The sequence below is a fragment of the Rhizobium sp. WW_1 genome (genome assembly GCF_003610155.1).
Classification (GTDB): domain Bacteria; phylum Pseudomonadota; class Alphaproteobacteria; order Rhizobiales; family Rhizobiaceae; genus Rhizobium; species Rhizobium tropici_A.
The window spans coordinates 199,531-217,072 of the sequence record NZ_RAIN01000009.1; the positions used below are offsets into that span (position 1 = coordinate 199,531).

Annotated in this window: 20 protein-coding genes; 7 read left to right on the top strand and 13 right to left on the bottom strand. The window is 60.4% G+C overall.

What is annotated here, in order from left to right; genetic code table 11:
* The first annotated feature begins 157 nt into the window (after nucleotides 1-157).
* Complete coding sequence (locus BJ928_RS25190; RefSeq protein WP_047632936.1) at nucleotides 158-613, top strand: SRPBCC family protein; 456 nt, start codon at nucleotides 158-160, stop codon at nucleotides 611-613.
* Between the two features lie 151 nt (nucleotides 614-764).
* Entirely contained in the window at nucleotides 765-1,823 is a 1,059-nt protein-coding gene (locus BJ928_RS25195) for an adenylate/guanylate cyclase domain-containing protein (protein WP_047633224.1), read from the top strand.
* Between the two features lie 5 nt (nucleotides 1,824-1,828).
* On the opposite strand, the gene BJ928_RS25200 is transcribed toward BJ928_RS25195, so the two are convergent.
* On the bottom strand, nucleotides 1,829-2,362 hold the full coding sequence (locus BJ928_RS25200) for a deaminase (protein WP_047632934.1): 534 nt from the start codon (nucleotides 2,360-2,362) through the stop codon (nucleotides 1,829-1,831).
* A gap of 471 nt (nucleotides 2,363-2,833) precedes the next feature.
* On the opposite strand from BJ928_RS25200, the gene BJ928_RS25205 reads away from it, so the two are divergent.
* Nucleotides 2,834-3,046, top strand: a complete 213-nt coding sequence (locus tag BJ928_RS25205) for a cold-shock protein (protein WP_004109325.1) — start codon at nucleotides 2,834-2,836, stop codon at nucleotides 3,044-3,046.
* 290 nt (nucleotides 3,047-3,336) lie between these two features.
* Here BJ928_RS25205 and dusA read toward each other — a convergent pair whose 3' ends face one another.
* On the bottom strand, nucleotides 3,337-4,350 hold the full coding sequence (dusA, locus tag BJ928_RS25210; protein ID WP_047632932.1) for a tRNA dihydrouridine(20/20a) synthase DusA: 1,014 nt from the start codon (nucleotides 4,348-4,350) through the stop codon (nucleotides 3,337-3,339).
* Between the two features lie 141 nt (nucleotides 4,351-4,491).
* Here dusA and BJ928_RS25215 point away from each other — a divergent pair, with 141 nt between their 5' ends.
* Both BJ928_RS25215 and BJ928_RS25220 read left to right on the top strand, forming a co-directional pair.
* Nucleotides 4,492-5,187 (top strand): fumarylacetoacetate hydrolase family protein, encoded by a 696-nt coding sequence (locus BJ928_RS25215; protein ID WP_047632931.1) that lies wholly within the window; start codon nucleotides 4,492-4,494, stop codon nucleotides 5,185-5,187.
* A 16-nt stretch (nucleotides 5,188-5,203) separates the two neighbouring features.
* Nucleotides 5,204-5,734, top strand: a complete 531-nt coding sequence (locus BJ928_RS25220) for a gamma carbonic anhydrase family protein (protein WP_047632930.1) — start codon at nucleotides 5,204-5,206, stop codon at nucleotides 5,732-5,734.
* A gap of 51 nt (nucleotides 5,735-5,785) precedes the next feature.
* Here the strand turns inward: BJ928_RS25220 and BJ928_RS25225 are convergent, their stop codons facing one another.
* The 3 genes from BJ928_RS25225 to BJ928_RS25235 are packed head-to-tail and all read right to left on the bottom strand — an operon-like array spanning nucleotide 5,786 to nucleotide 7,879.
* Nucleotides 5,786-6,184, bottom strand: coding sequence for a Fur family transcriptional regulator (locus BJ928_RS25225; RefSeq protein ID WP_047632928.1), 399 nt, complete (start codon nucleotides 6,182-6,184; stop codon nucleotides 5,786-5,788).
* Entirely contained in the window at nucleotides 6,181-7,008 is an 828-nt protein-coding gene (gene znuB, locus BJ928_RS25230) for a zinc ABC transporter permease subunit ZnuB (protein ID WP_047633223.1), read from the bottom strand. The genes BJ928_RS25225 and znuB overlap by 4 nt, the downstream gene beginning before the upstream one ends.
* On the bottom strand, nucleotides 7,001-7,879 hold the full coding sequence (locus tag BJ928_RS25235) for a metal ABC transporter ATP-binding protein (RefSeq protein WP_047632926.1): 879 nt from the start codon (nucleotides 7,877-7,879) through the stop codon (nucleotides 7,001-7,003). The genes znuB and BJ928_RS25235 overlap by 8 nt, the downstream gene beginning before the upstream one ends.
* 100 nt (nucleotides 7,880-7,979) lie before the next feature.
* Between BJ928_RS25235 and znuA the strand changes: the two genes are divergently transcribed.
* Nucleotides 7,980-8,939, top strand: coding sequence for a zinc ABC transporter substrate-binding protein ZnuA (gene znuA, locus BJ928_RS25240; protein ID WP_047632925.1), 960 nt, complete (start codon nucleotides 7,980-7,982; stop codon nucleotides 8,937-8,939).
* 91 nt (nucleotides 8,940-9,030) lie between these two features.
* Complete coding sequence (locus BJ928_RS25245; RefSeq protein WP_047633221.1) at nucleotides 9,031-10,236, top strand: GTP-binding protein; 1,206 nt, start codon at nucleotides 9,031-9,033, stop codon at nucleotides 10,234-10,236.
* A gap of 187 nt (nucleotides 10,237-10,423) precedes the next feature.
* Here BJ928_RS25245 and BJ928_RS25255 read toward each other — a convergent pair whose 3' ends face one another.
* From BJ928_RS25255 to BJ928_RS25290, 8 genes are all read right to left on the bottom strand, one after another.
* Nucleotides 10,424-11,146 (bottom strand): PAS domain-containing protein, encoded by a 723-nt coding sequence (locus tag BJ928_RS25255; RefSeq protein WP_047632921.1) that lies wholly within the window; start codon nucleotides 11,144-11,146, stop codon nucleotides 10,424-10,426.
* A 272-nt stretch (nucleotides 11,147-11,418) separates the two neighbouring features.
* Nucleotides 11,419-12,351 carry a lipid A biosynthesis lauroyl acyltransferase gene (locus BJ928_RS25260; RefSeq protein ID WP_047633219.1) on the bottom strand — a complete coding sequence of 311 codons (933 nt, stop codon included), beginning with the start codon at nucleotides 12,349-12,351 and terminating at the stop codon, nucleotides 11,419-11,421.
* Between the two features lie 5 nt (nucleotides 12,352-12,356).
* Entirely contained in the window at nucleotides 12,357-13,385 is a 1,029-nt protein-coding gene (locus BJ928_RS25265; RefSeq protein WP_047632920.1) for a zinc-binding dehydrogenase, read from the bottom strand.
* A gap of 54 nt (nucleotides 13,386-13,439) precedes the next feature.
* Nucleotides 13,440-14,720 (bottom strand): beta-ketoacyl-ACP synthase, encoded by a 1,281-nt coding sequence (locus BJ928_RS25270; protein WP_047632918.1) that lies wholly within the window; start codon nucleotides 14,718-14,720, stop codon nucleotides 13,440-13,442.
* Between the two features lie 10 nt (nucleotides 14,721-14,730).
* Nucleotides 14,731-15,936 (bottom strand): beta-ketoacyl-ACP synthase, encoded by a 1,206-nt coding sequence (locus BJ928_RS25275; RefSeq protein WP_047632917.1) that lies wholly within the window; start codon nucleotides 15,934-15,936, stop codon nucleotides 14,731-14,733.
* Between the two features lie 43 nt (nucleotides 15,937-15,979).
* Complete coding sequence (locus BJ928_RS25280) at nucleotides 15,980-16,453, bottom strand: 3-hydroxyacyl-ACP dehydratase FabZ family protein (protein ID WP_047632916.1); 474 nt, start codon at nucleotides 16,451-16,453, stop codon at nucleotides 15,980-15,982.
* A 123-nt stretch (nucleotides 16,454-16,576) separates the two neighbouring features.
* Complete coding sequence (locus BJ928_RS25285; protein ID WP_041677496.1) at nucleotides 16,577-16,855, bottom strand: acyl carrier protein; 279 nt, start codon at nucleotides 16,853-16,855, stop codon at nucleotides 16,577-16,579.
* A gap of 222 nt (nucleotides 16,856-17,077) precedes the next feature.
* Entirely contained in the window at nucleotides 17,078-17,506 is a 429-nt protein-coding gene (locus tag BJ928_RS25290) for a L,D-transpeptidase (protein ID WP_047632914.1), read from the bottom strand.
* Nucleotides 17,507-17,542 lie beyond the last annotated feature (36 nt).

Here is a 17,542-nt window from a genome sequence, read left to right on the forward strand (position 1 = left end):
CGCTTAGAGCAAGTCCAGGAAAAGCGCGCAGCGGCTTTCCGTCCGGAATTGCTGGATAATAAAGAGATAGAGCGGTTCAGAAATTCTATGAAGAGCTAAGCCGCTCGAAGCGCCCTCGAACCGGCTGGAAGCGACAGCAACCTTGGGAGAGAGACCGATGTCAGAGCCTTTAGTCGTCCGTCGCGAGACTCATGTCTCCGCACCGCCCGCCGCCGTATTCGCGCTGCTCACCGATCCGGAAAAGATCCTGCGCTGGATGGGCACGGAAGCACGGACGGAACTGCAGCCCGGCGGCATCTACCTCGTCAACGTCACCGGCGCCCGCGCCGCACGGGGCTCCTTCCGTGAAGTCGTGCCCGTTCACCGTCTGGCCTACAGCTTCGGCTGGGAAGGCAGCGAAGAAGTGCCTCCCGGATCGAGCCTGGTGGAAATCGACCTGATAGAGCAACCGGATGGGACGCTGGTGCGTCTAACCCATACCGGCCTGCCAACTGCCGAACAATGCGAAGCGCACGCAAAGGGTTGGGCCCATTATTTCGACCGCATGGCCACTGTCGCCGCGGGACGCGATCCCGGGCCAGACCCCATGCGCGGCCATGACGGCAGAAGCTGACGACACCTGATAGCGGCGCAACCGGACCCAGAGACCGCAGCCGTCACCGGCCGGCGACAACGACCTGTGTGCAGTGTGACGATTCATGTACCGCCGGAGAGGTCGCATCGGCGCGGATGACAGCCTGCGGCGGTCATGGCATGATCGCGGCATGGATTTGCCCGCCCCCCTTGCCTGGCTGGTTGACGACGCCGGCACGTCGCCCAGCCCCGAACGTTTCCTGGCCGATCTGAGCGACCACCTGTTGGCCACGGGTCTGCCGCTTGCCGGCAGCGCCCTGACGCTCGCCGCGCCGCATCCCATCATCACGCAGCATAGCTGGCTCTGGCGCGTCAAGACCGGCGCGGTGACCGAAGCTCTCGGCTTCGCCGGCACGACGCTCGGACAGGCCGGCCGCGATTGGCTTGGCGGTCTCGGCCCGACATGCGAGGCGACAATCGGGATTGCGCCCGGCAATTCCGTCCTGGCCTGGGCGGGCACCCGGCCCTTTACCGCCTCCGAAACGGAAAGCCTGCGCGAGATCGCCCGTTTCGCCGCAGCCCCCTTGGCGGGATTAGCCGCCCGCACCACCCTGTCGACCATGCTCGAAGCCTATCTCGGCCGCAGAAGCGCAGCGCGCGTGCAGGCGGGCGCACTCAGCCGCAACAGCGGCGAAACCATCCGCGCCGCGCTGCTCTGCGCCGATCTCAGGGATTTCACAGCGCTTTCCGAGGCGACGGAACCGACCGTCATGATAGCGGCGCTCGACGCCTGGTTCGACCGCGTTGCCGGCGCTGTGCACGCCTTTGGTGGCGAGGTGCTGAAATTCATGGGCGATGGCGTGCTGGCTATCTTCCCCGTAAGCGGCTCGCCGAAGGAAGCTTGCGAAGCGGCCTTGCAGGCCGTCGCCGCCATCCGCGCCGGCATGGCGCATCTCGACGCGACGCGGGTAAATCAGGGCCTGCCGCCGCTCCCCTTCGGCGCCGCCTTGCATTTCGGCGACATGCTCTGGGGCAATATCGGCGCCGCCGACCGTCTCGATTTCACCGCCATCGGCCCCGCCGTCAACCTCGTCAGCCGCCTCGAAGGCCTCTGCAAGCCGCTCGGCCGCAACATCCTGATTTCCGGATCGGTCGCGGCGGAAGCGACCATGCCGCTACTGTCTTTGGGAGACTATGAGTTGCGCGGGATTGCCTTGCCCTGCCAAGTGTTTACGCTGCCCGAACGCTGAAATCGTCAGATCTGAGCCGCATTCGGTTCAAGCCCCGCCTTGACGGCAGCCTGAAAATGCGACGCGCCGCCTGTCAGCCAAAATGCCTCTGTCGTGGTTGCAAGAAACTTGGCGAAAAGCTTGCAGGCATCGGCACGGCGAACGCCGCCAACGACTTCCACCGCTCTCGCGGCGTGGCGAGGCGGAGAATTTTCGAGCCTGACATGCCCGCATCCGCCGTATGCGTCAGGCATGGCAAACACAAGTCGAGTTATCGGCAAGTGCAACATCGTGCCAAAGCACATGATGCAGGGCTCCAGCGTCGTATAGAGCGTCAGATCATCGTCACGCGAGAATCTGTAATCGCCCATGAACACCTGATGAAACAGGTTCATCTCCGCATGGTTCAAATGATTCGAAGCCATGGTTTTGTGGGATCGCCCTAGAATTCGGCCTCCCGCCGCAAGCACCGCACCCACGGGAAATATGCCTCGGTCCAGAGCAGCTTTCGCCTCCGCTAAGGCAAGTCCCATCATCTGGTCGTCATTCTCTTGTACCATACAGCCCTGCGTCCTTGATTATCAGGAGTTGTATCGCCGCAACATACCGACTTTGGCAACAGTGGCAACAATAGCCTTTTACACCCGGGCCATTCGCTCGGCTTCCGGCCGATAGAAAGCACCCTCATTATGAGATCTGAAAATAATAGATTCATCGCCTAATCGAGGCGACCGGCGTCAACCCCTTGAATTTCCCACCCTATCCCACCCGTTTCCCACCCTACCCTAATATTGCCCCTTGCCTTTTTCCACAAACCCTGTCACCCATACACATGCTCGGGCATTTGCATGCCGGTGACTGGACTGATTTGATGATCCGCTGACGGCAGGCAGTGGTTGGGTTTCAGAGACCCCGCGCAGACGTTCTTTCCCCGTACGTGACTTCTCGACTGGCTTTCGCATGGCGCGAAGGCAAAGCCGTCCGGGTTTCCCCGGATTTAATTAAGACTGATGGGTAAAGGACTATCCCCCATGGCCACCAAGGGCACCGTAAAATTCTTCAACCAGGACAAGGGTTTTGGTTTCATCACTCCTGACGGCGGCGCGAAGGACGTATTCGTCCACATCTCCGCTCTTCAGGCTTCCGGCATCCAGTCGCTGCGCGAAGGCCAGCAGGTTACCTTCGACACCGAGCCGGATCGCATGGGCAAGGGCCCGAAGGCCGTCAACATCCAGGCTAACTAAGCCTCTGGTGACTGCCTGATCAAGGTTTCGAACGGCGCGGCGAAAACCGCGCCGTTTTTCGTTTGCGAGATGCTTGCGCCTACGGCCGGGGCCCGGGGCCACCCTCCCCCTTCGAGGCTACAGCCTTCGGCTTCCGCACTCAGGACGAGGGTGGAGTTAATCTCGCGGCTCTTCTTGGAGCCGCCAACTTTCGACTGGACGCTCCCGCAATTGATCAGCCCTCATGAAGAGGCGCGGAGGCCTGGAAGGCTGAAGCCTCGAACCACGAGGGCGGGCTGCTGCGATCACCCTCAAGCACTCGCTTTTTCGCGCTCACCGGCAAAATCGACCGCCGCGAAAGCCGCCGCAATCACCTCTGGCCCTGCGCCCGGCTTGTTGGCATTGGTCGACAGGATCTGTCGGTAGCGGCGCGAGCCCGGCAGGCCGGTGAACAGGCCGACCATATGGCGTGCGACATGCTGCAGCCGGCCGCCATTGGCAATATGCCACTCGACATAGTCAATCATCCGGTCGCGCAACCCGTCCCAATCGGCCTCGACCGCCGGCTCGCCATAGAAGCGATGGTCGACATCGGCCAGGATCGCGGCGTTCTGATAGGCGGCGCGGCCAAGCATGACGCCATCGACATGGGCAAGATGCGCCGCAGCCTGGTCCAGTGTCTGGATGCCGCCGTTGATGCCGATAAAGATATCAGGCCAGCGCTGCTTCATGCGGTAGACGATGTCATAGTCCAGCGGCGGGATCTCGCGGTTTTCCTTCGGCGACAGGCCCTTCAGCCAGGCCTTGCGCGCATGTATCCAGATCGCATCCGCGCCAGCATCGAGCACCCGCGTCATCAGCTCGGGCAGTGCCTCCTCCGGCTCCTGCTCGTCGACGCCGATGCGGCATTTTACCGTGACGGGCGCTTTCGATATCGCTTTCATCGCGGCAACGCAGGATGCGACCGTCTCGGGCGTCAGCATCAGGCAGGCGCCGAAAGTGCCTGATTGCACCCGATCAGAGGGACAGCCGACATTGAGGTTGATCTCGTCATAATCATAGGCTTGCGCAATCCGCACCGCCTCGGAAAGCTTGGCCGGATCGGAGCCGCCGAGCTGCAGCGCGACGGGATGCTCAGCCGCATCATGCCCGAGCAGCCGGTCGCGTGGGCCGTGAATGATCGCATCGGCCACCACCATCTCGGTATAGAGAAGCGCATGCCGGCTGATCTGCCGATGCAGGTATCTGCAATGGCGATCAGTCCAGTCGATCATCGGGGCAACCGCAAAGATTTTGCGGCCAGTTTTCAGCGCGTCGCTATACATGGGAAACCTTTCTGATGCGCGCTCTACACCAAATCCCTCAAAAACGCCAGTTTTCGCGGCAGTAACAATAATGCTAGTTTGCCGAACGGAGTCGGGAGGCAGCAGGCCCTCCCGAGAGAGATGAAAGTTTCGAAAGCCCCTATGAACGCCCCATTGACGACAGTCATTCCGCTACCCGCTCCCGTCCTCCTGCCGATCGAAGGCGAGACAGAACTCTTCCCCGTGCGCCGCGTCTATTGCGTCGGCCGCAACTATGCCGACCACGCGATCGAAATGGGGCATGACCCAAGTCGCGAACCGCCTTTCTTCTTCCAGAAGAACCCGGACAACCTGCTCGTCTCCGGCGACTTCCCCTATCCCTCGCTGTCATCGGATGTGCATCACGAGGTGGAGCTTGTCGTGGCACTGCGCGGCGGCGGCACGAATATCCCGGTCGAACAGGCGTTGGACTGCGTCTATGGCTATGGCGTCGGCATCGATTTCACCCGCCGCGACCTGCAGGGCGAAGCCAAGAAACTGGGCCGCCCGTGGGAAATCGGAAAAGCCTTCGATCATTCGGCGCCCGTTTCCGCCCTCGTGCCGGCAACTCGCGTCGGCCACCCCGACAAGGGCGGCATCTGGCTGATGCGCAACGGCGAAGCTGCTCAGAGAGGCGACCTCTCGCAGATGATCTGGAAGGTGCCGGAAATCATCGCCGAACTCTCCAAGCTCTTCACGCTCGCGCCCGGCGATATCATCATGACCGGCACGCCCGCCGGCGTTGGCCCCGTTGCGCGCGGCGACCGGATCAGCTGTGCCGTCGATGGCGTTGCCAATCTCGTCCTGAACGTCGTCTGATCGAGGAGGATCGACCATGCCGCTCTACGCCCTTGCCGGTCTGACGCCGAAAACGCCCGGTCCAAGCCGCTACTGGATCGCGCCGGACGCAAGCGTCATCGGCAAGGTCGAGATTGGCGAGGATGTCGGCATCTGGTTCGGCTCGGTTCTGCGCGGCGACAATGAACTGATCGCCATAGGCAAGGCCACGAACATTCAGGAAGGCACGATGATCCACACCGATCCCGCCTTCCCGGTCTCGATCGGCGAAGGCTGCACCATCGGCCATCACGCCATCATCCATGGCTGCACCATCGGCAACAACTCGCTGATCGGCATGGGCGCGACCATTCTGAACGGTGCGAAGATAGGCAATAATTGCCTCGTCGGCGCCAATGCCCTTGTCACCGAAGGTAAGGAGTTTCCGGACGGCTCGCTGATCGTCGGCGCACCGGCAAAAGCGATCCGGACGCTCGACGAGACGGCGATCGAAGGCCTGCGCCGCTCCGCTCAACACTACGTCGCCAACTGGCAACGTTTCGCTCGCGATCTTAAGAGATTAGATTAGAAAATACTCATAAATAACTGACGGACTATGCAGTAAGCCTCCAGCAGGAGGCTAGGCCGCGCAATTGGCGCAATGGCCGCGGATTTCGATGGTCGACTTTTCCGCCTTGAACTTCTGCGATTTCAGCCAGTCCATCAGTCGGTGGTCGACCTCATGGTCGTGAAACTCGATCACCTGGCCGCAGCTTTCGCAAATGGCGAAGGCGACGAGACCGTGGCTGTGGCAATTCTCGTGCGGATGGGCGCAGGCAACGAAGGAATTGATGCTCTCGAGCCGATGCACCACGCCATATTCCAGCAGCTTGTCGAGCGCGCGATAAACCTGCAGCGGCGCCCGAAACCCCTGGTCGCGCAGCTTGTCGAGAATGGTATAGGCGCTGAGCGGCGCTTCCGCCTTCGTCAGCGTATCAAAAACGAGGGCCTGGTTCTTGGTAAGCACCGGAGTGGTCATAACGACTGTCCTCTCTGTTGCGCCGCTGGCGTGCCGGCCCTGCGAACGAGGGGCAGCAGACTGACGATAAATAGAATAAGCGCGGCGACGACGATGGAAGGGCCGGACGGCGTGTCGTAGCGCAGCGAGCCGAACAATCCGCCGACGACGGCGACAGCACCGAGCAGCGAGGCGAAGATCGCCATCGTCTCCGGCGTCGCGGCAAAGCGGCGTGCCGTGGCGGCGGGAATGATCAGCAGCGCGGTGATAAGAAGTATGCCGACGATCTTCATGGCGATCGCGATCACCACGGCCATCAGCAACATGAAGAGCAGCCTTGCGCGCTCCGGCCGCAATCCCTCGGCCTCGGCAAGCTCGGGATTGACAGTCGAGGCCAAAAGCGGCCGCCAAAGCCAGGCGATCGCCGCCAGGACGAAGATTCCGCCGCCCCAGATCACCGCGATGTCAGATTTGCTGACAGCGAGAATGTCGCCGAAGAGGAAGGCGATGAGATCGATCCTGACCCAGCTCATGAAGGCGACGATAACAAGACCGATCGCCAGCGTCGCATGCGAGAGAATGCCGAGCAGCGCATCCGCCGACAGCGCCTGACGCCGCTGCAGGAAAAGTAGCAGGATCGACACAAGCGCCGCAACAGCAAACACGGAAAGCGTGAGGTTCAGCTGGAAAAGCAGCGACAGCGCTACGCCGAGTAGCGCCGAATGCGAAATCGTATCGCCGAAATAGGCCATGCGCCGCCAGATGATGAAGCAGCCAAGCGGCCCTGTCGTCAGCGCCAAGCCAACGCCGGCAACAACTGCACGCAGGAAGAAATCGTCAAACATGGCGCCCTCCCTCTGCGTGGTGATGATGATCGTCGTGATCGTGCCGATGATCGTCATGCTCATGATGGTGATGACCGTCATCGGCATGGCAATGGTCCGTGATCGAGCCATCCGCGTGCTGGACGCGACCGTCAGGAAGATGCGTATGGTCGTGATGATGGCTGTAGATCGCCAGGGATTGCGCCGCCCGCGTCCCAAAAAGCTTTACGTATTCCGGGCTCTGGCTGACTGCCTGCGGCGTGCCGCGGCAGCAGACATGGCCGTTCAGGCAAACGACCGTATCCGTCGCTGCCATGACGACATGCAGATCGTGTGAAATCAACAGGATACCGCAGCCCTGCGAATTGCGGATCGATTTGATGAGATCATAAAGTGCAATCTCGCCATTGAAATCGACCCCCTGAACCGGTTCGTCAAGCACAAGCAGATCGGGCTTGCGGGCTATGGCGCGCGCAAGCAACGCCCGCTGGAACTCTCCGCCGGACAGATGCTGCACCTCGGCCCCGGCGAGATGGGCAATGCCAACAGCCTCCAGTGCCGCGATCAGCTCGCGCTCCGGCAGAGGCCCGGTCAGCGTCATCAACCGCTGCACGCTGAGAGGCAAGGTCCAATCGATGGCAAGCTTCTGCGGGACATAGCCAACCTTCAGATTGGCTAGGCGCTCGACGCGCCCCTCATCCGGCTTCATGACGCCGATCGCCGTCTTCGCGCTGGTCGACTTACCCGAACCGTTCGGGCCGATGAGGGTGACGATCTCGCCTCGGCTCACGGAAAAATCGACGCCGCGCACCAGCCAGCGGCCACTGCGGCGGACGCCGACATCATGGAGCGACACCAGCGGCCGGCTCTTGCTGTCGATGGGAGAAAGCATGAAATTTCCAATTGCACTATTGCGCCATGCTATCGCACACGTTATAGCATAACGCAATTGATGTAATAACATAACAGACCCATTCAAGGGCATTTATCGCATGAACGCAGCAAAAGCCTTCCTCCCCCTCGCCGCCTCCCTCTTGCTTTCCGGGCTGTTTGTCGGCACAGCCGCAGCCGATGCGCCGAAAGTCGTCGTCTCGATCAAGCCTATCCACTCGCTGGTCGCCGCGATCATGCAAGGCGTCGGGACGCCCGATCTAATCGTCGATGGAGCCGCTTCCCCGCATACCTATGCGTTCAAGCCGTCGAATGCACGTAGCCTCCAGCAAGCTCAGCTGGTCTTCTGGGTCGGCCCGGGCATGGAAGCCTTTCTGCAGAAACCGCTGACAGCGCTTGGTGGCAATGCGACCGTCGTCGAGCTCGACGATGCGCCCGGAATCACCAAGCTGAAATTCCGCGAAGGCGGCGCATTCGAGCCGCATGATGATGGCGACGAACATGAAGCCGGCGACGATCACGCTGATGGCCACGACCATGATCATGGCGAGTTCGATACCCATCTTTGGCTCGATCCGCACAATGCCAAGGCGATGGTCGCCGAAATCACGACGTCGCTGGTCGCTGCCGATCCTGCCAATGCGCTGACCTATGAAGCCAACCAGAAAGCGCTGAACGACAAACTCGACGCCCTGGACAGCGAAATCGCCTCGACGATCGCTCCCGTGAAGGACAAGCCCTTTATCGTCTTCCACGATGCCTATCAATATTTCGAGCGCCGCTATGGAGTACGCGTCTCCGGCTCCATCACCGTCAGCCCGGAAACCATTCCCGGCGCACAGCGCGTCGCGGAAATCCACAGCAAGGTCGCCGATCTCGGCGCCACCTGCGTCTTCGCCGAACCGCAATTCGAGCCGAATCTGGTCAATGTGGTGCTGGAAGGCACATCCGCGAAATCGGGCGTACTCGATCCGGAAGCCGCAACGCTGCCGCAAGGACCGGATCTCTATTTCGACCTGATGCGCGGCATCGCAAGTTCCCTGAAAGCCTGCCTCTCCTGAGCAAGGCTTGATATCGCCGAAGGAAGCGAGCCTGTTGCTCGCTTTTTTCATCACAACGAATGTAATGATATTACATTACAAAGAGGTTGCCATGAACAAGAAGCTCCCGGTCACCGTCCTCTCCGGTTTCCTCGGCGCCGGCAAGACGACGCTGCTCAACCATATCCTCAACAATCGTGAGGGCCTGCGCGTTGCCGTCATCGTCAACGACATGAGCGAAGTGAATATCGATGCAGCACTGGTGCGCGACGGCGGCGCCAATCTCTCCCGCACGGAAGAACAGCTCGTCGAGATGACGAACGGCTGCATCTGTTGCACGCTGCGCGACGACCTGCTGAAGGAGGTCCGCCAGCTCGCCGAACAGGATCGCTTCGACTATCTTTTGATCGAATCGACTGGCATCGCCGAACCCCTGCCCGTCGCCACCACTTTCGAGTTTCGCGATGAGGATGGCAGCAGCCTTTCCGATGTGTCCCGGCTCGATACGATGGTCACCGTCGTCGATGCGGCCAATCTTCTCGCCGATTATGGCTCGACGGACTTCCTCGCCGATCGCGGCGAAACCGCCGGCGATGGCGACAACCGGACGATCGTCGATCTTCTGGTCGAGCAGATCGAGTTCGCCGATGTCGTCATTCTGAACAAGGTCGGTTCGGCAACAGCCGAACAGCGCGATGCCGCCCGCAAGATCATCGTCGGGCTCAATCCCGACGCGCGTCTGATCGAAGCCGATTTCGGTGCAGTAGAACCGGCCGAGGTGCTCGGTACGGGCCGCTTCGACATCGATCGCGCCGAAACCCATCCGCTCTGGTATAAGGAGCTGCACGGCTTCAAGGACCACATTCCCGAAACGGAAGAGTATGGCATCCGCTCCTTCGTCTATCGCGCGAAGAAACCGTTCGATCCCCTTAAATTTCAGGACTTCCTTAATCGGTCCTGGCCCGGCGTCGTTCGCGCCAAAGGCTTCTTCTGGCTCGCGACCAGACCCTATTATGTCGGAGAGATGAGCCAGGCTGGCGCCCTCATCCGCACCAGCAAGATGGGCCTCTGGTGGGCTGCCGTGCCGCAGGATCAATGGCCGCGAGATCCGGGCTTCAAGCGCGCGCTGGCGCCTTACCTCGATCCGGTCTGGGGAGATCGCCGCCAGGAGCTGGTGTTCATCGGCGCAGACCCAATGAGCGAACAGCAAATCACGGCAGACTTGGATGCCTGCCTGATCGAGGCGGACCACTTCACGCCGGAGCGCTGGCGAAATCTGCCCGATCCGTTTGCCAGCTGGAACGGGCCGGCAGCATGAAGAAGCCGAAAGTCATCAGATTCCGCTGCTACTGCTTCGAATGCAGTGGCGGTGACGCGCGGACGGACGACAAATTGCGATCCACCGCGGCCGAGCCCGATCAGGACAACAAGAAACCAGGCGAGGAAGATCCTCGCCTGCTGCAGGATTCAATCGGAAAACTGCTATTCGGGGCCTGAACCGCGGTTCAGGCCACCAGCATACCGGCGGGAACGGCGATAATCTCGTGCATGACGAGCAATGCGCCGATGATCACAGACTTCGCCCGCAGTGGCGTCATCGTGCAGTGGAATACCTTGCCCGGCTCGATCTGACGATAGGAGGGGTAAAGACACTCCACCTTCTCGCCGGCAAAGCAGGCATCCAGCTTCGCCTTTACGCTACCTTCGAAATCTTCGGACCCGATGAACTCGGATATATGGCGCCCGACAAGCTCCATCGACTTCGACTTCATGAACTCGGAATTGGCAGCATTGCTATAGAGATAGCGATAATCCCGCGTGACGACGGCAACACGATCGGGAAGACTATCCAGAATGACATCGTTCAGGACGCTGCCATCCTCGAAGCCGAACACGTCGTCCCGCTCGATCTTCTCGCTGGAAAACGCCCGCAAAACCTCGCCAGCCGCTTCGTTCGCGCCGCCGAAATAGCGATCGATCAGCACCGAAAGCGATGCAGAATTACGCATCACTCGCGAGCGGTCATCCGATTCTTCCCTGATAAGATTGTTCATGAACTGGAGCTGCATGTAAATTTCAAGCAGACTCGTGGCCTTGTAGGCCAGAATAGCCGCGATAAGTGGCTCCAATTCGCGATCGAGTGATGCCACCAGCTCGTCATCGCCAAGTTTTATCGCACGCTGAATCTGATTGCATTTCATGGAGAAGGCATGAAAGAGTGCCAGCAAAATTGCCCTCCTGTCCCTGAACATAACAGGACGCAGGGGCCTCGTTTCCCGGCGTTGCCATGCCCAAGGATATTCAGCTTGGTGTCCGCATTCTCACCAAACTTTCTATAATGTGAATTAACATGACTTACCCCTACTTTCAATCCGGATGAGCGGAAGTTCTCGGCAAAGGAGAACTTTCTGAAATGCAAGGCTTACCGGCCACAATGACTGCATGAAGACCGGATGCAAGTATGCATAGTGATCGACGGGCAACCCGTCAAAGCGGGGTGCTAGAAAACGCTTTTCTTGATATTCCAGCGATCGTGATACCACAGCCACTGCTCGGGATTCTCCCGCACCCAGCTTTCGACCTTGTCGTTCAGCATCTGGGCCGTCGCCGTCAGATCGAGACCGCCGGCCTCGTTGCGCGGCATCTCCAGCTTCGGTTCGATCTCGAGCCTATAACGATTGTTAGGCAAACGGATGCAGCGGGCGGGATAGACCTCGCAATTGAACTGGCGCACGAGCTTCGGCAACAGCGGATTCGTCTTCACGTCCCGGCCAAAGAATAGGGTGTTCAGACCTTTGCGGAATTTCTGGTCGACAAGCACGCCGACGCCGCGCCCCGCTTCCAGCTCGCGCGCAAGGCTGAAGGACGAACCCGCATGCGACGGCACGAGATTGCCCATGCGCTTGGCGCGAAAATCGAAGACCTTCTGGGCGACATACGGATTGTTCGGCGGCCGGAACAAGACAGTGACCGTCAGACCGAAGGCAGCGCCAGCAACGGGAAGCAGCTCGAAATTGCCCGTATGCCCGGTAAAGACGATGAACGGCCGCGGATTGTCCCTGAGATCAAGGAAGATCGGAATGCCAGAAACTTCGATGCGGCCGGGCTTGTCGCTATGGGGATCGAAGTCAAAAAGCCGGTCGAGAAAGACATACTCCGCAGCCAGCCGCCCCATATTGCCCCAGCTTGCGCGCGCGACCTCTTCGATCTCCGCCTCGCTCTTCTCGGGAAAAGCGTTGCGCAGATTGGTCAGCATCAGCTTGTGCCGGCGCATGCGCGGGCCGATCTTGCGGGTCAGCCAATCGGCAAAATTGATCCCGCCATCAGCCGGAAACAGCTTCAGGAAATTGAGGAAGCCGAAAATAACCTGCGCCACCAGCCACTGCCGGAAGTTTCTGAGCGCAAGGACGATCCGGGTGATGAAGAGCTTCACGCGGCTCAATCCATCTTCAGGATGATCTTGCCGAAGATCTGGCGCGATTCCATCCGCTCCAGCGCCCGGTCGATGTCGTGGAAGCCGACTTCGGTATCGATCACGGGATGAACGAGGCCACGCGCCATCTTCTGCATCGCATTGGCCATATTCTCCATGCGGCAGCCGAAGGAACCGAACAGCTTCAGCTGCTGCTGGAACAGCATCATCAGGTTCATTTCGGTGGAAACGCCCGAGGTCGAGCCACAGGTGACGAGGCGGCCGCCGCGCTTCATGCAGAGCATCGAGCCTGCCCAGGTATCCTTACCGACATGCTCGAAGACCACGTCGACACCCTTCTTCTTCGTCAGCTTGCGCACGACGCCTTCGAAGCGGTCGGTGCGATAGTTGATGACATGGTCGGCGCCGAGAGCCTTCGCCTTCTCGATCTTGTCGTCCGAGCCGACCGTGGTGATGACGGTGCAGCCGATCTTTTTGGCAAGCTGAATGGCAGCCGTGCCGATGCCCGAGCCGCCGGCATGAACGAGGATCGTCTCGCCCGGTTCCAGCTTGGCATTGTCGAACAACATGTGCTCGACGGTGCCGAAAGTGACGGGCGCAAGGGCAGCGCCGATCGCATCGACGCCGGGAGGTGCCGGCACGAGCAGCCGCGCCGGCAGATTGACCTTTTCCTGCGCGAAGCCATCAAGATGGAAGCCGTGGACGCCGCTGACATGTTCGCAGAGATTGTCGCGCCCCTCGCGGCAATGGCGGCAAAGGCCGCAGGTCTGCGCACCGTAGATCGCCACGAGCTGCCCCGGCAGGACGTTGGCAACGCCTGGCCCGATTGCTTCGACCACGCCAGCAGCCTCCGCGCCGATGACGAGCGGCATCTTGCGCTTGGCGAACGCCATGCCGCGCCAGCCCCAGACGTCGATGTGATTGAGGGCGACGGCCTTGACGCGCAGCGTCACCTCGCCAGCGCCCGGCGCCTCTGGCTCCGGCAGATCGGTGATCTCAAGTTTGCGGTCGTCGATCAGTTGCAAAGCACGCATGGCAAAGTCCTTCGCCTCTCGGGCGCAGTTATTATTTGTTGTTCAAAGGTCCGATTAAGCCGGTTCAAGGGCCATGACAAGGCTGGCGTTCTGCCCGCCGAACCCGAAAGAGTTCGAAAGGACGGCATTCACCTGCTTTTCACGCTTCTTATTCGGCACCACGTCGAGGTCGATCGACGGATCGGGATTGTTGTAGTTGATGGTCGGCGGCAGCGTGCCGGTCAGCATGGTCTGCAGCGAGAACACCGCCTCGACTGCACCGGCCGCCGTCAGCGTATGGCCGATCATCGACTTGTTCGATGAAACCGGGATGGCGGGCAACCGTTCGCCGAAGACGGCGGACATGGAGCCATACTCCATCTTGTCGTTCTCAGGCGTCGATGTGCCATGGGCGTTGATGTAGCCAATATCGGTTTCGGCCATGCCGGCATCGGCCAAAGCCGCACGGATCGTCGCAATCGCTGGACCGCCATCAGGCGAAGACCGCGTGCGATGGAATGAATCGGCCTTGTCACCGGCGCCCTTCATGATGCCGAGGATCTTCGCGCCGCGCGCAACCGCTGCCTCGAGCGATTCCAGTACCAGCGTCGCAGCACCTTCGGCGATGACGAAGCCGTCACGGTCCTTGCTGAACGGCTTGGAAGCCTTGGTCGGCGGATCGTTCTGGGTGGACAGCGCCGAAAGGAGCGAGAAGCGGATCAGCGCTTCGGCGCTGAGCGAACCGTCGGTCGCAACGGTCAGCGCGCGCGTGGTGCGGCCCTGGCGGATCGCCTCGATACCGAGCTGGATCGCAGTCACGCCCGAGGCACAGGCCGTCGACAGCGTCACCGGCAGGCCGCGCGTGCCGAAACTGTCGGCAAGACGCTCGGAAATCGCGCCGAAAAGGGCTGCTTCATGGAAAGCCGGATCGGGACGCTGACGCATGGCAGCGAGAAAGCGCTCATAGGCGTCGCCCTGATGATCCGCCGGCGGAGAACGATCGGCAAGCGCAAAGCGTGCGCTCCACTCCGGCTCGATCGGCGGTGCTGCCAGGAAGAGCGGCGCGCCGAAATCGCCGGAAATACCGGCTTGTGCCAGTGCTTCGATGGTCGTCTCGCGCGCAAAGGCATACGAGCGTTCGACAGCGTTCGGGACGGGAATATCGATGAAATCCACGGTACCGGCGATCCGCGTCGAAAGTCCGTCGGTCGGAAAGCGGGTAATGCCGTGAATGCCGGATGTGCCGGACGACAATGCGTTCCAGTTGTCCTCCAGGCCCTGCCCCAGCGACGTGATGATGCCCATGCCGGTAACGGCGACGATCGGGCGTCCGAGATGATCCTTGTAAGCGGTCATATCCTGTTCCTCACGCTTCTGCCGACAATACGGCGATGCCTTCGCCGCGTGCATGGCCGACAGTTGTTACCACAGCATTGCGTGCGCCCGCCGCCATCGGCTTTTCATGACCGGCATCGAAGGGCGGCACCTTGGCCCGGTTGGCAACCGCCAACGCTGCAAAAGCAATCCCGAGAGGAAACTGGCTTTCGAGGCCATGGCCGGAAACCCCCGAATAGGCACGGATGGCCGCCCCCGGAAGCTGTGCATCGAGCACGGCTTTCTCGCGTTGCGCCAGATCGGGGATCGCAGTTGTACCGGAAAAGACGATGGTCGTCTCGCCTGCCCCTTGCTTGGCAGGCGCAAGCATGCGCTCCAGCCGCGCCTCGAATTTGCCCTCGTCACGCCGACCGCGATCGCCTTCGACCGCATCGATCGTAGCGTAGATATGCGCGCCGCGGCCTTCCGCATGGGCGCGCGATTCAAGTACCAGGAAGGCGCTCAGCGATCCCATGATCATGCCGCCGCCGTCTTCCGGCTTGCGCGACCAGATGGGGTGCCAGTCGCCAATGGCATGTGCATTGATGGACTCGATCAGCAGGATCATGTCGAGGCGCTCGGCGGAAAACGCGCCGCCCACAAGTGCATGGCTCGATTCGCCCGACTTGATGCGATGAAACGCGGTCTCAACGGCGGAAATGCCGGAGGCCTCTTCGCCCATGAACGTGCGCGAGGAGCCCGTAACCTTGTGAACAATCGATATGTTGCCGGCAAGCAGGTTCGAAAGCTGCGCCAGGAACAGGGTCGGCCGCAACTCGGTCGTCAGCTTCTCGTTCAGCAGCAGCTCGCGATCGTTGCGCTTCAGGCCTTCATTGACGATCAGCGTGTCGACATTGATGTCACGCTCGCCACCGCCGGCTGCAACGATCATGTCCATGGTACCGCAGGCTTCCAGGTCATCCTTGAAGCCAGCATCGTCGAGCGCGAGACCGGCGGTGAAGACGCCGATGCGCTGCCAGTTTTCCATCTGGCGCTGGTCGCCGCGCTTCGGGATCTGCTGCGACCAGTCGATCTCTGGCAGCGGATGCACCGGGTAGGGCTTGAACTTTTCGGTTTCGACGATGGTCGGCGGCGCTTTGTCCGCAGTCAGCAGGGCCAAATGCGCATCCTTGCCCACACCCTGGCAAGTGACGATGCCGATACCCGTGATCACCACATCATTCTGAGCCTTGCTCATTCATCAATCCTCTTCGAATGCGGCGCCGAACAAGCCGGCCGTGTCAACCGTTGGCGGCGATGGCGTCGAGAAGCCCGACCTCGCCTGCCCGCTTGCGCACGATATCGCCGAGCGGCAACTCATTAAACGGCATGGTGCGCAGCTTCAACTGCGCATCGCAGACCTTCTTTCCGGCAATGGTGATACGCGCCTTCGTGACCGCGTATCCCGAACCTTCATGCTCCAGCTCGGCTTCGATATCGAGTTCCGCTTCCGGTTCGACGAAGGTCCGCATCTTGGCGCCGTCGACCGACATCAGAAACGGCATATAGGCGAATTTCGTTGCCGCAAGCAGGAGCATACCCGAGGCCTGCGCCATCGTTTCGATAAGGAGAACGCCGGGAACCAGCGGCATGCCGGGGAAATGGCCTTCGAAGACCGGGCTTTTCGCCGGAACGATGGAACGGGCCTTCAGCAGGCCCTTGGACAGATCAACGGATTCAATCCTGTCGATCATCTGGAAATATTCCAGCAGCATCAACGCCTCCGATCCAACCCGGCAATGCAGGATGCGCCGGGCGGGACACGCTATTTAAGAATGAAACCGCCCGGCCGCCATATTCAAAGGCGGCTGGGCGTCAAAAAAATCCGAGGATGTCGCTCAGCCCTTGGCGGCGCGCAATTCGTCGATCTTCGCACAGAGGTTCTTCAGCACGAAGTATTCCTCGGTCGAAACCTTGCCTTCGTTGACTTCCTGCGTCCACTTCTCGAGCGGGATCTTGATGCCGAATTCCTTGTCGATCGCGAAAACGATATCCAGGAAGTCCAGGCTGTCGATGCCGAGGTCGTCGATCGTGTGGCTATCCGGGGTGATCGTGTCACGGTCGATTTCGCTGGTTTCAGCGATGATGTCGGCAACTTTGTCAAATGTAGCAGTCACTGCCCATACCTCTTGAAATAATAATTCAATCCCCCTCATAGGGAAATCCATTCCAAAAGCCAATGGTTTCCACCAGAAACCCCGGCAATTTGGCGAGCCACTGTTGCCCAAACAGCAAAATGACAGTCGCGTCACAATTACGGAATTGCGCGCGGCATGGACGCGAGATGCGGCAGCATTGCGGCCGAACCCCGACGACGAAACATGCCCTTTCGCCAGAGATCACTCGCTGATCACGATACGCGTATTGTGGAGCCCCGCATCCGATGCCATCGCGAAGAAGGTGGCGGCATTGCGGGTATCGAGCCGCACGCAACCGTGCGATGCCGGCCGGCCGAGCTGCCGCACCTCATAGGTACCATGAATGGCATAGCCACCATTGAAGAACACGGCGTAGGGCATCGGCGCGTCGTCATATTTCTTCGAGCGATGATCCTTCGACAGCCATTTGGCCGTATAGGAGCCGATCGGCGTCACATAACCTCTGCGCGCCGTCGATACCCGCCAGCGATACTTGAGGGCTCCATCCTCCGAAACGGTCATTGTTTGCGATCGAAGATCGACAACTGCAACAACTGTTCCGGCATGGGCCGAAACCGCGTGAAGCTGCGCACATAGACATGCCGTTACTGCTAATGCGATACGTTTCATCTTGTCCCCTCCGACTGTTTGCTTCCTCTTGAAGCA

Excerpts from the sequence above, each read along its gene's own strand:
- BJ928_RS25270 (WP_047632918.1), bottom strand. The coding sequence starts at position 14,720 with ATGACCGCTTACAAGGATCATCTCGGACGCCCGATCGTCGCCGTTACC.
- BJ928_RS25215 (WP_047632931.1), top strand. The coding sequence starts at position 4,492 with ATGAACGCCCCATTGACGACAGTCATTCCGCTACCCGCTCCCGTCCTC.
- BJ928_RS25290 (WP_047632914.1), bottom strand. The coding sequence starts at position 17,506 with ATGAAACGTATCGCATTAGCAGTAACGGCATGTCTATGTGCGCAGCTT.
- BJ928_RS25200 (WP_047632934.1), bottom strand. The coding sequence starts at position 2,362 with ATGGTACAAGAGAATGACGACCAGATGATGGGACTTGCCTTAGCGGAG.
- BJ928_RS25275 (WP_047632917.1), bottom strand. The coding sequence starts at position 15,936 with ATGAGCAAGGCTCAGAATGATGTGGTGATCACGGGTATCGGCATCGTC.
- BJ928_RS25195 (WP_047633224.1), top strand. The coding sequence starts at position 765 with ATGGATTTGCCCGCCCCCCTTGCCTGGCTGGTTGACGACGCCGGCACG.
- BJ928_RS25265 (WP_047632920.1), bottom strand. The coding sequence starts at position 13,385 with ATGCGTGCTTTGCAACTGATCGACGACCGCAAACTTGAGATCACCGAT.
- BJ928_RS25280 (WP_047632916.1), bottom strand. The coding sequence starts at position 16,453 with ATGCTGCTGGAATATTTCCAGATGATCGACAGGATTGAATCCGTTGAT.
- BJ928_RS25245 (WP_047633221.1), top strand. The coding sequence starts at position 9,031 with ATGAACAAGAAGCTCCCGGTCACCGTCCTCTCCGGTTTCCTCGGCGCC.
- dusA (WP_047632932.1), bottom strand. The coding sequence starts at position 4,350 with ATGTATAGCGACGCGCTGAAAACTGGCCGCAAAATCTTTGCGGTTGCC.
- BJ928_RS25225 (WP_047632928.1), bottom strand. The coding sequence starts at position 6,184 with ATGACCACTCCGGTGCTTACCAAGAACCAGGCCCTCGTTTTTGATACG.
- BJ928_RS25190 (WP_047632936.1), top strand. The coding sequence starts at position 158 with ATGTCAGAGCCTTTAGTCGTCCGTCGCGAGACTCATGTCTCCGCACCG.
- BJ928_RS25235 (WP_047632926.1), bottom strand. The coding sequence starts at position 7,879 with ATGCTTTCTCCCATCGACAGCAAGAGCCGGCCGCTGGTGTCGCTCCAT.
- BJ928_RS25205 (WP_004109325.1), top strand. The coding sequence starts at position 2,834 with ATGGCCACCAAGGGCACCGTAAAATTCTTCAACCAGGACAAGGGTTTT.
- BJ928_RS25220 (WP_047632930.1), top strand. The coding sequence starts at position 5,204 with ATGCCGCTCTACGCCCTTGCCGGTCTGACGCCGAAAACGCCCGGTCCA.
- znuB (WP_047633223.1), bottom strand. The coding sequence starts at position 7,008 with ATGTTTGACGATTTCTTCCTGCGTGCAGTTGTTGCCGGCGTTGGCTTG.
- znuA (WP_047632925.1), top strand. The coding sequence starts at position 7,980 with ATGAACGCAGCAAAAGCCTTCCTCCCCCTCGCCGCCTCCCTCTTGCTT.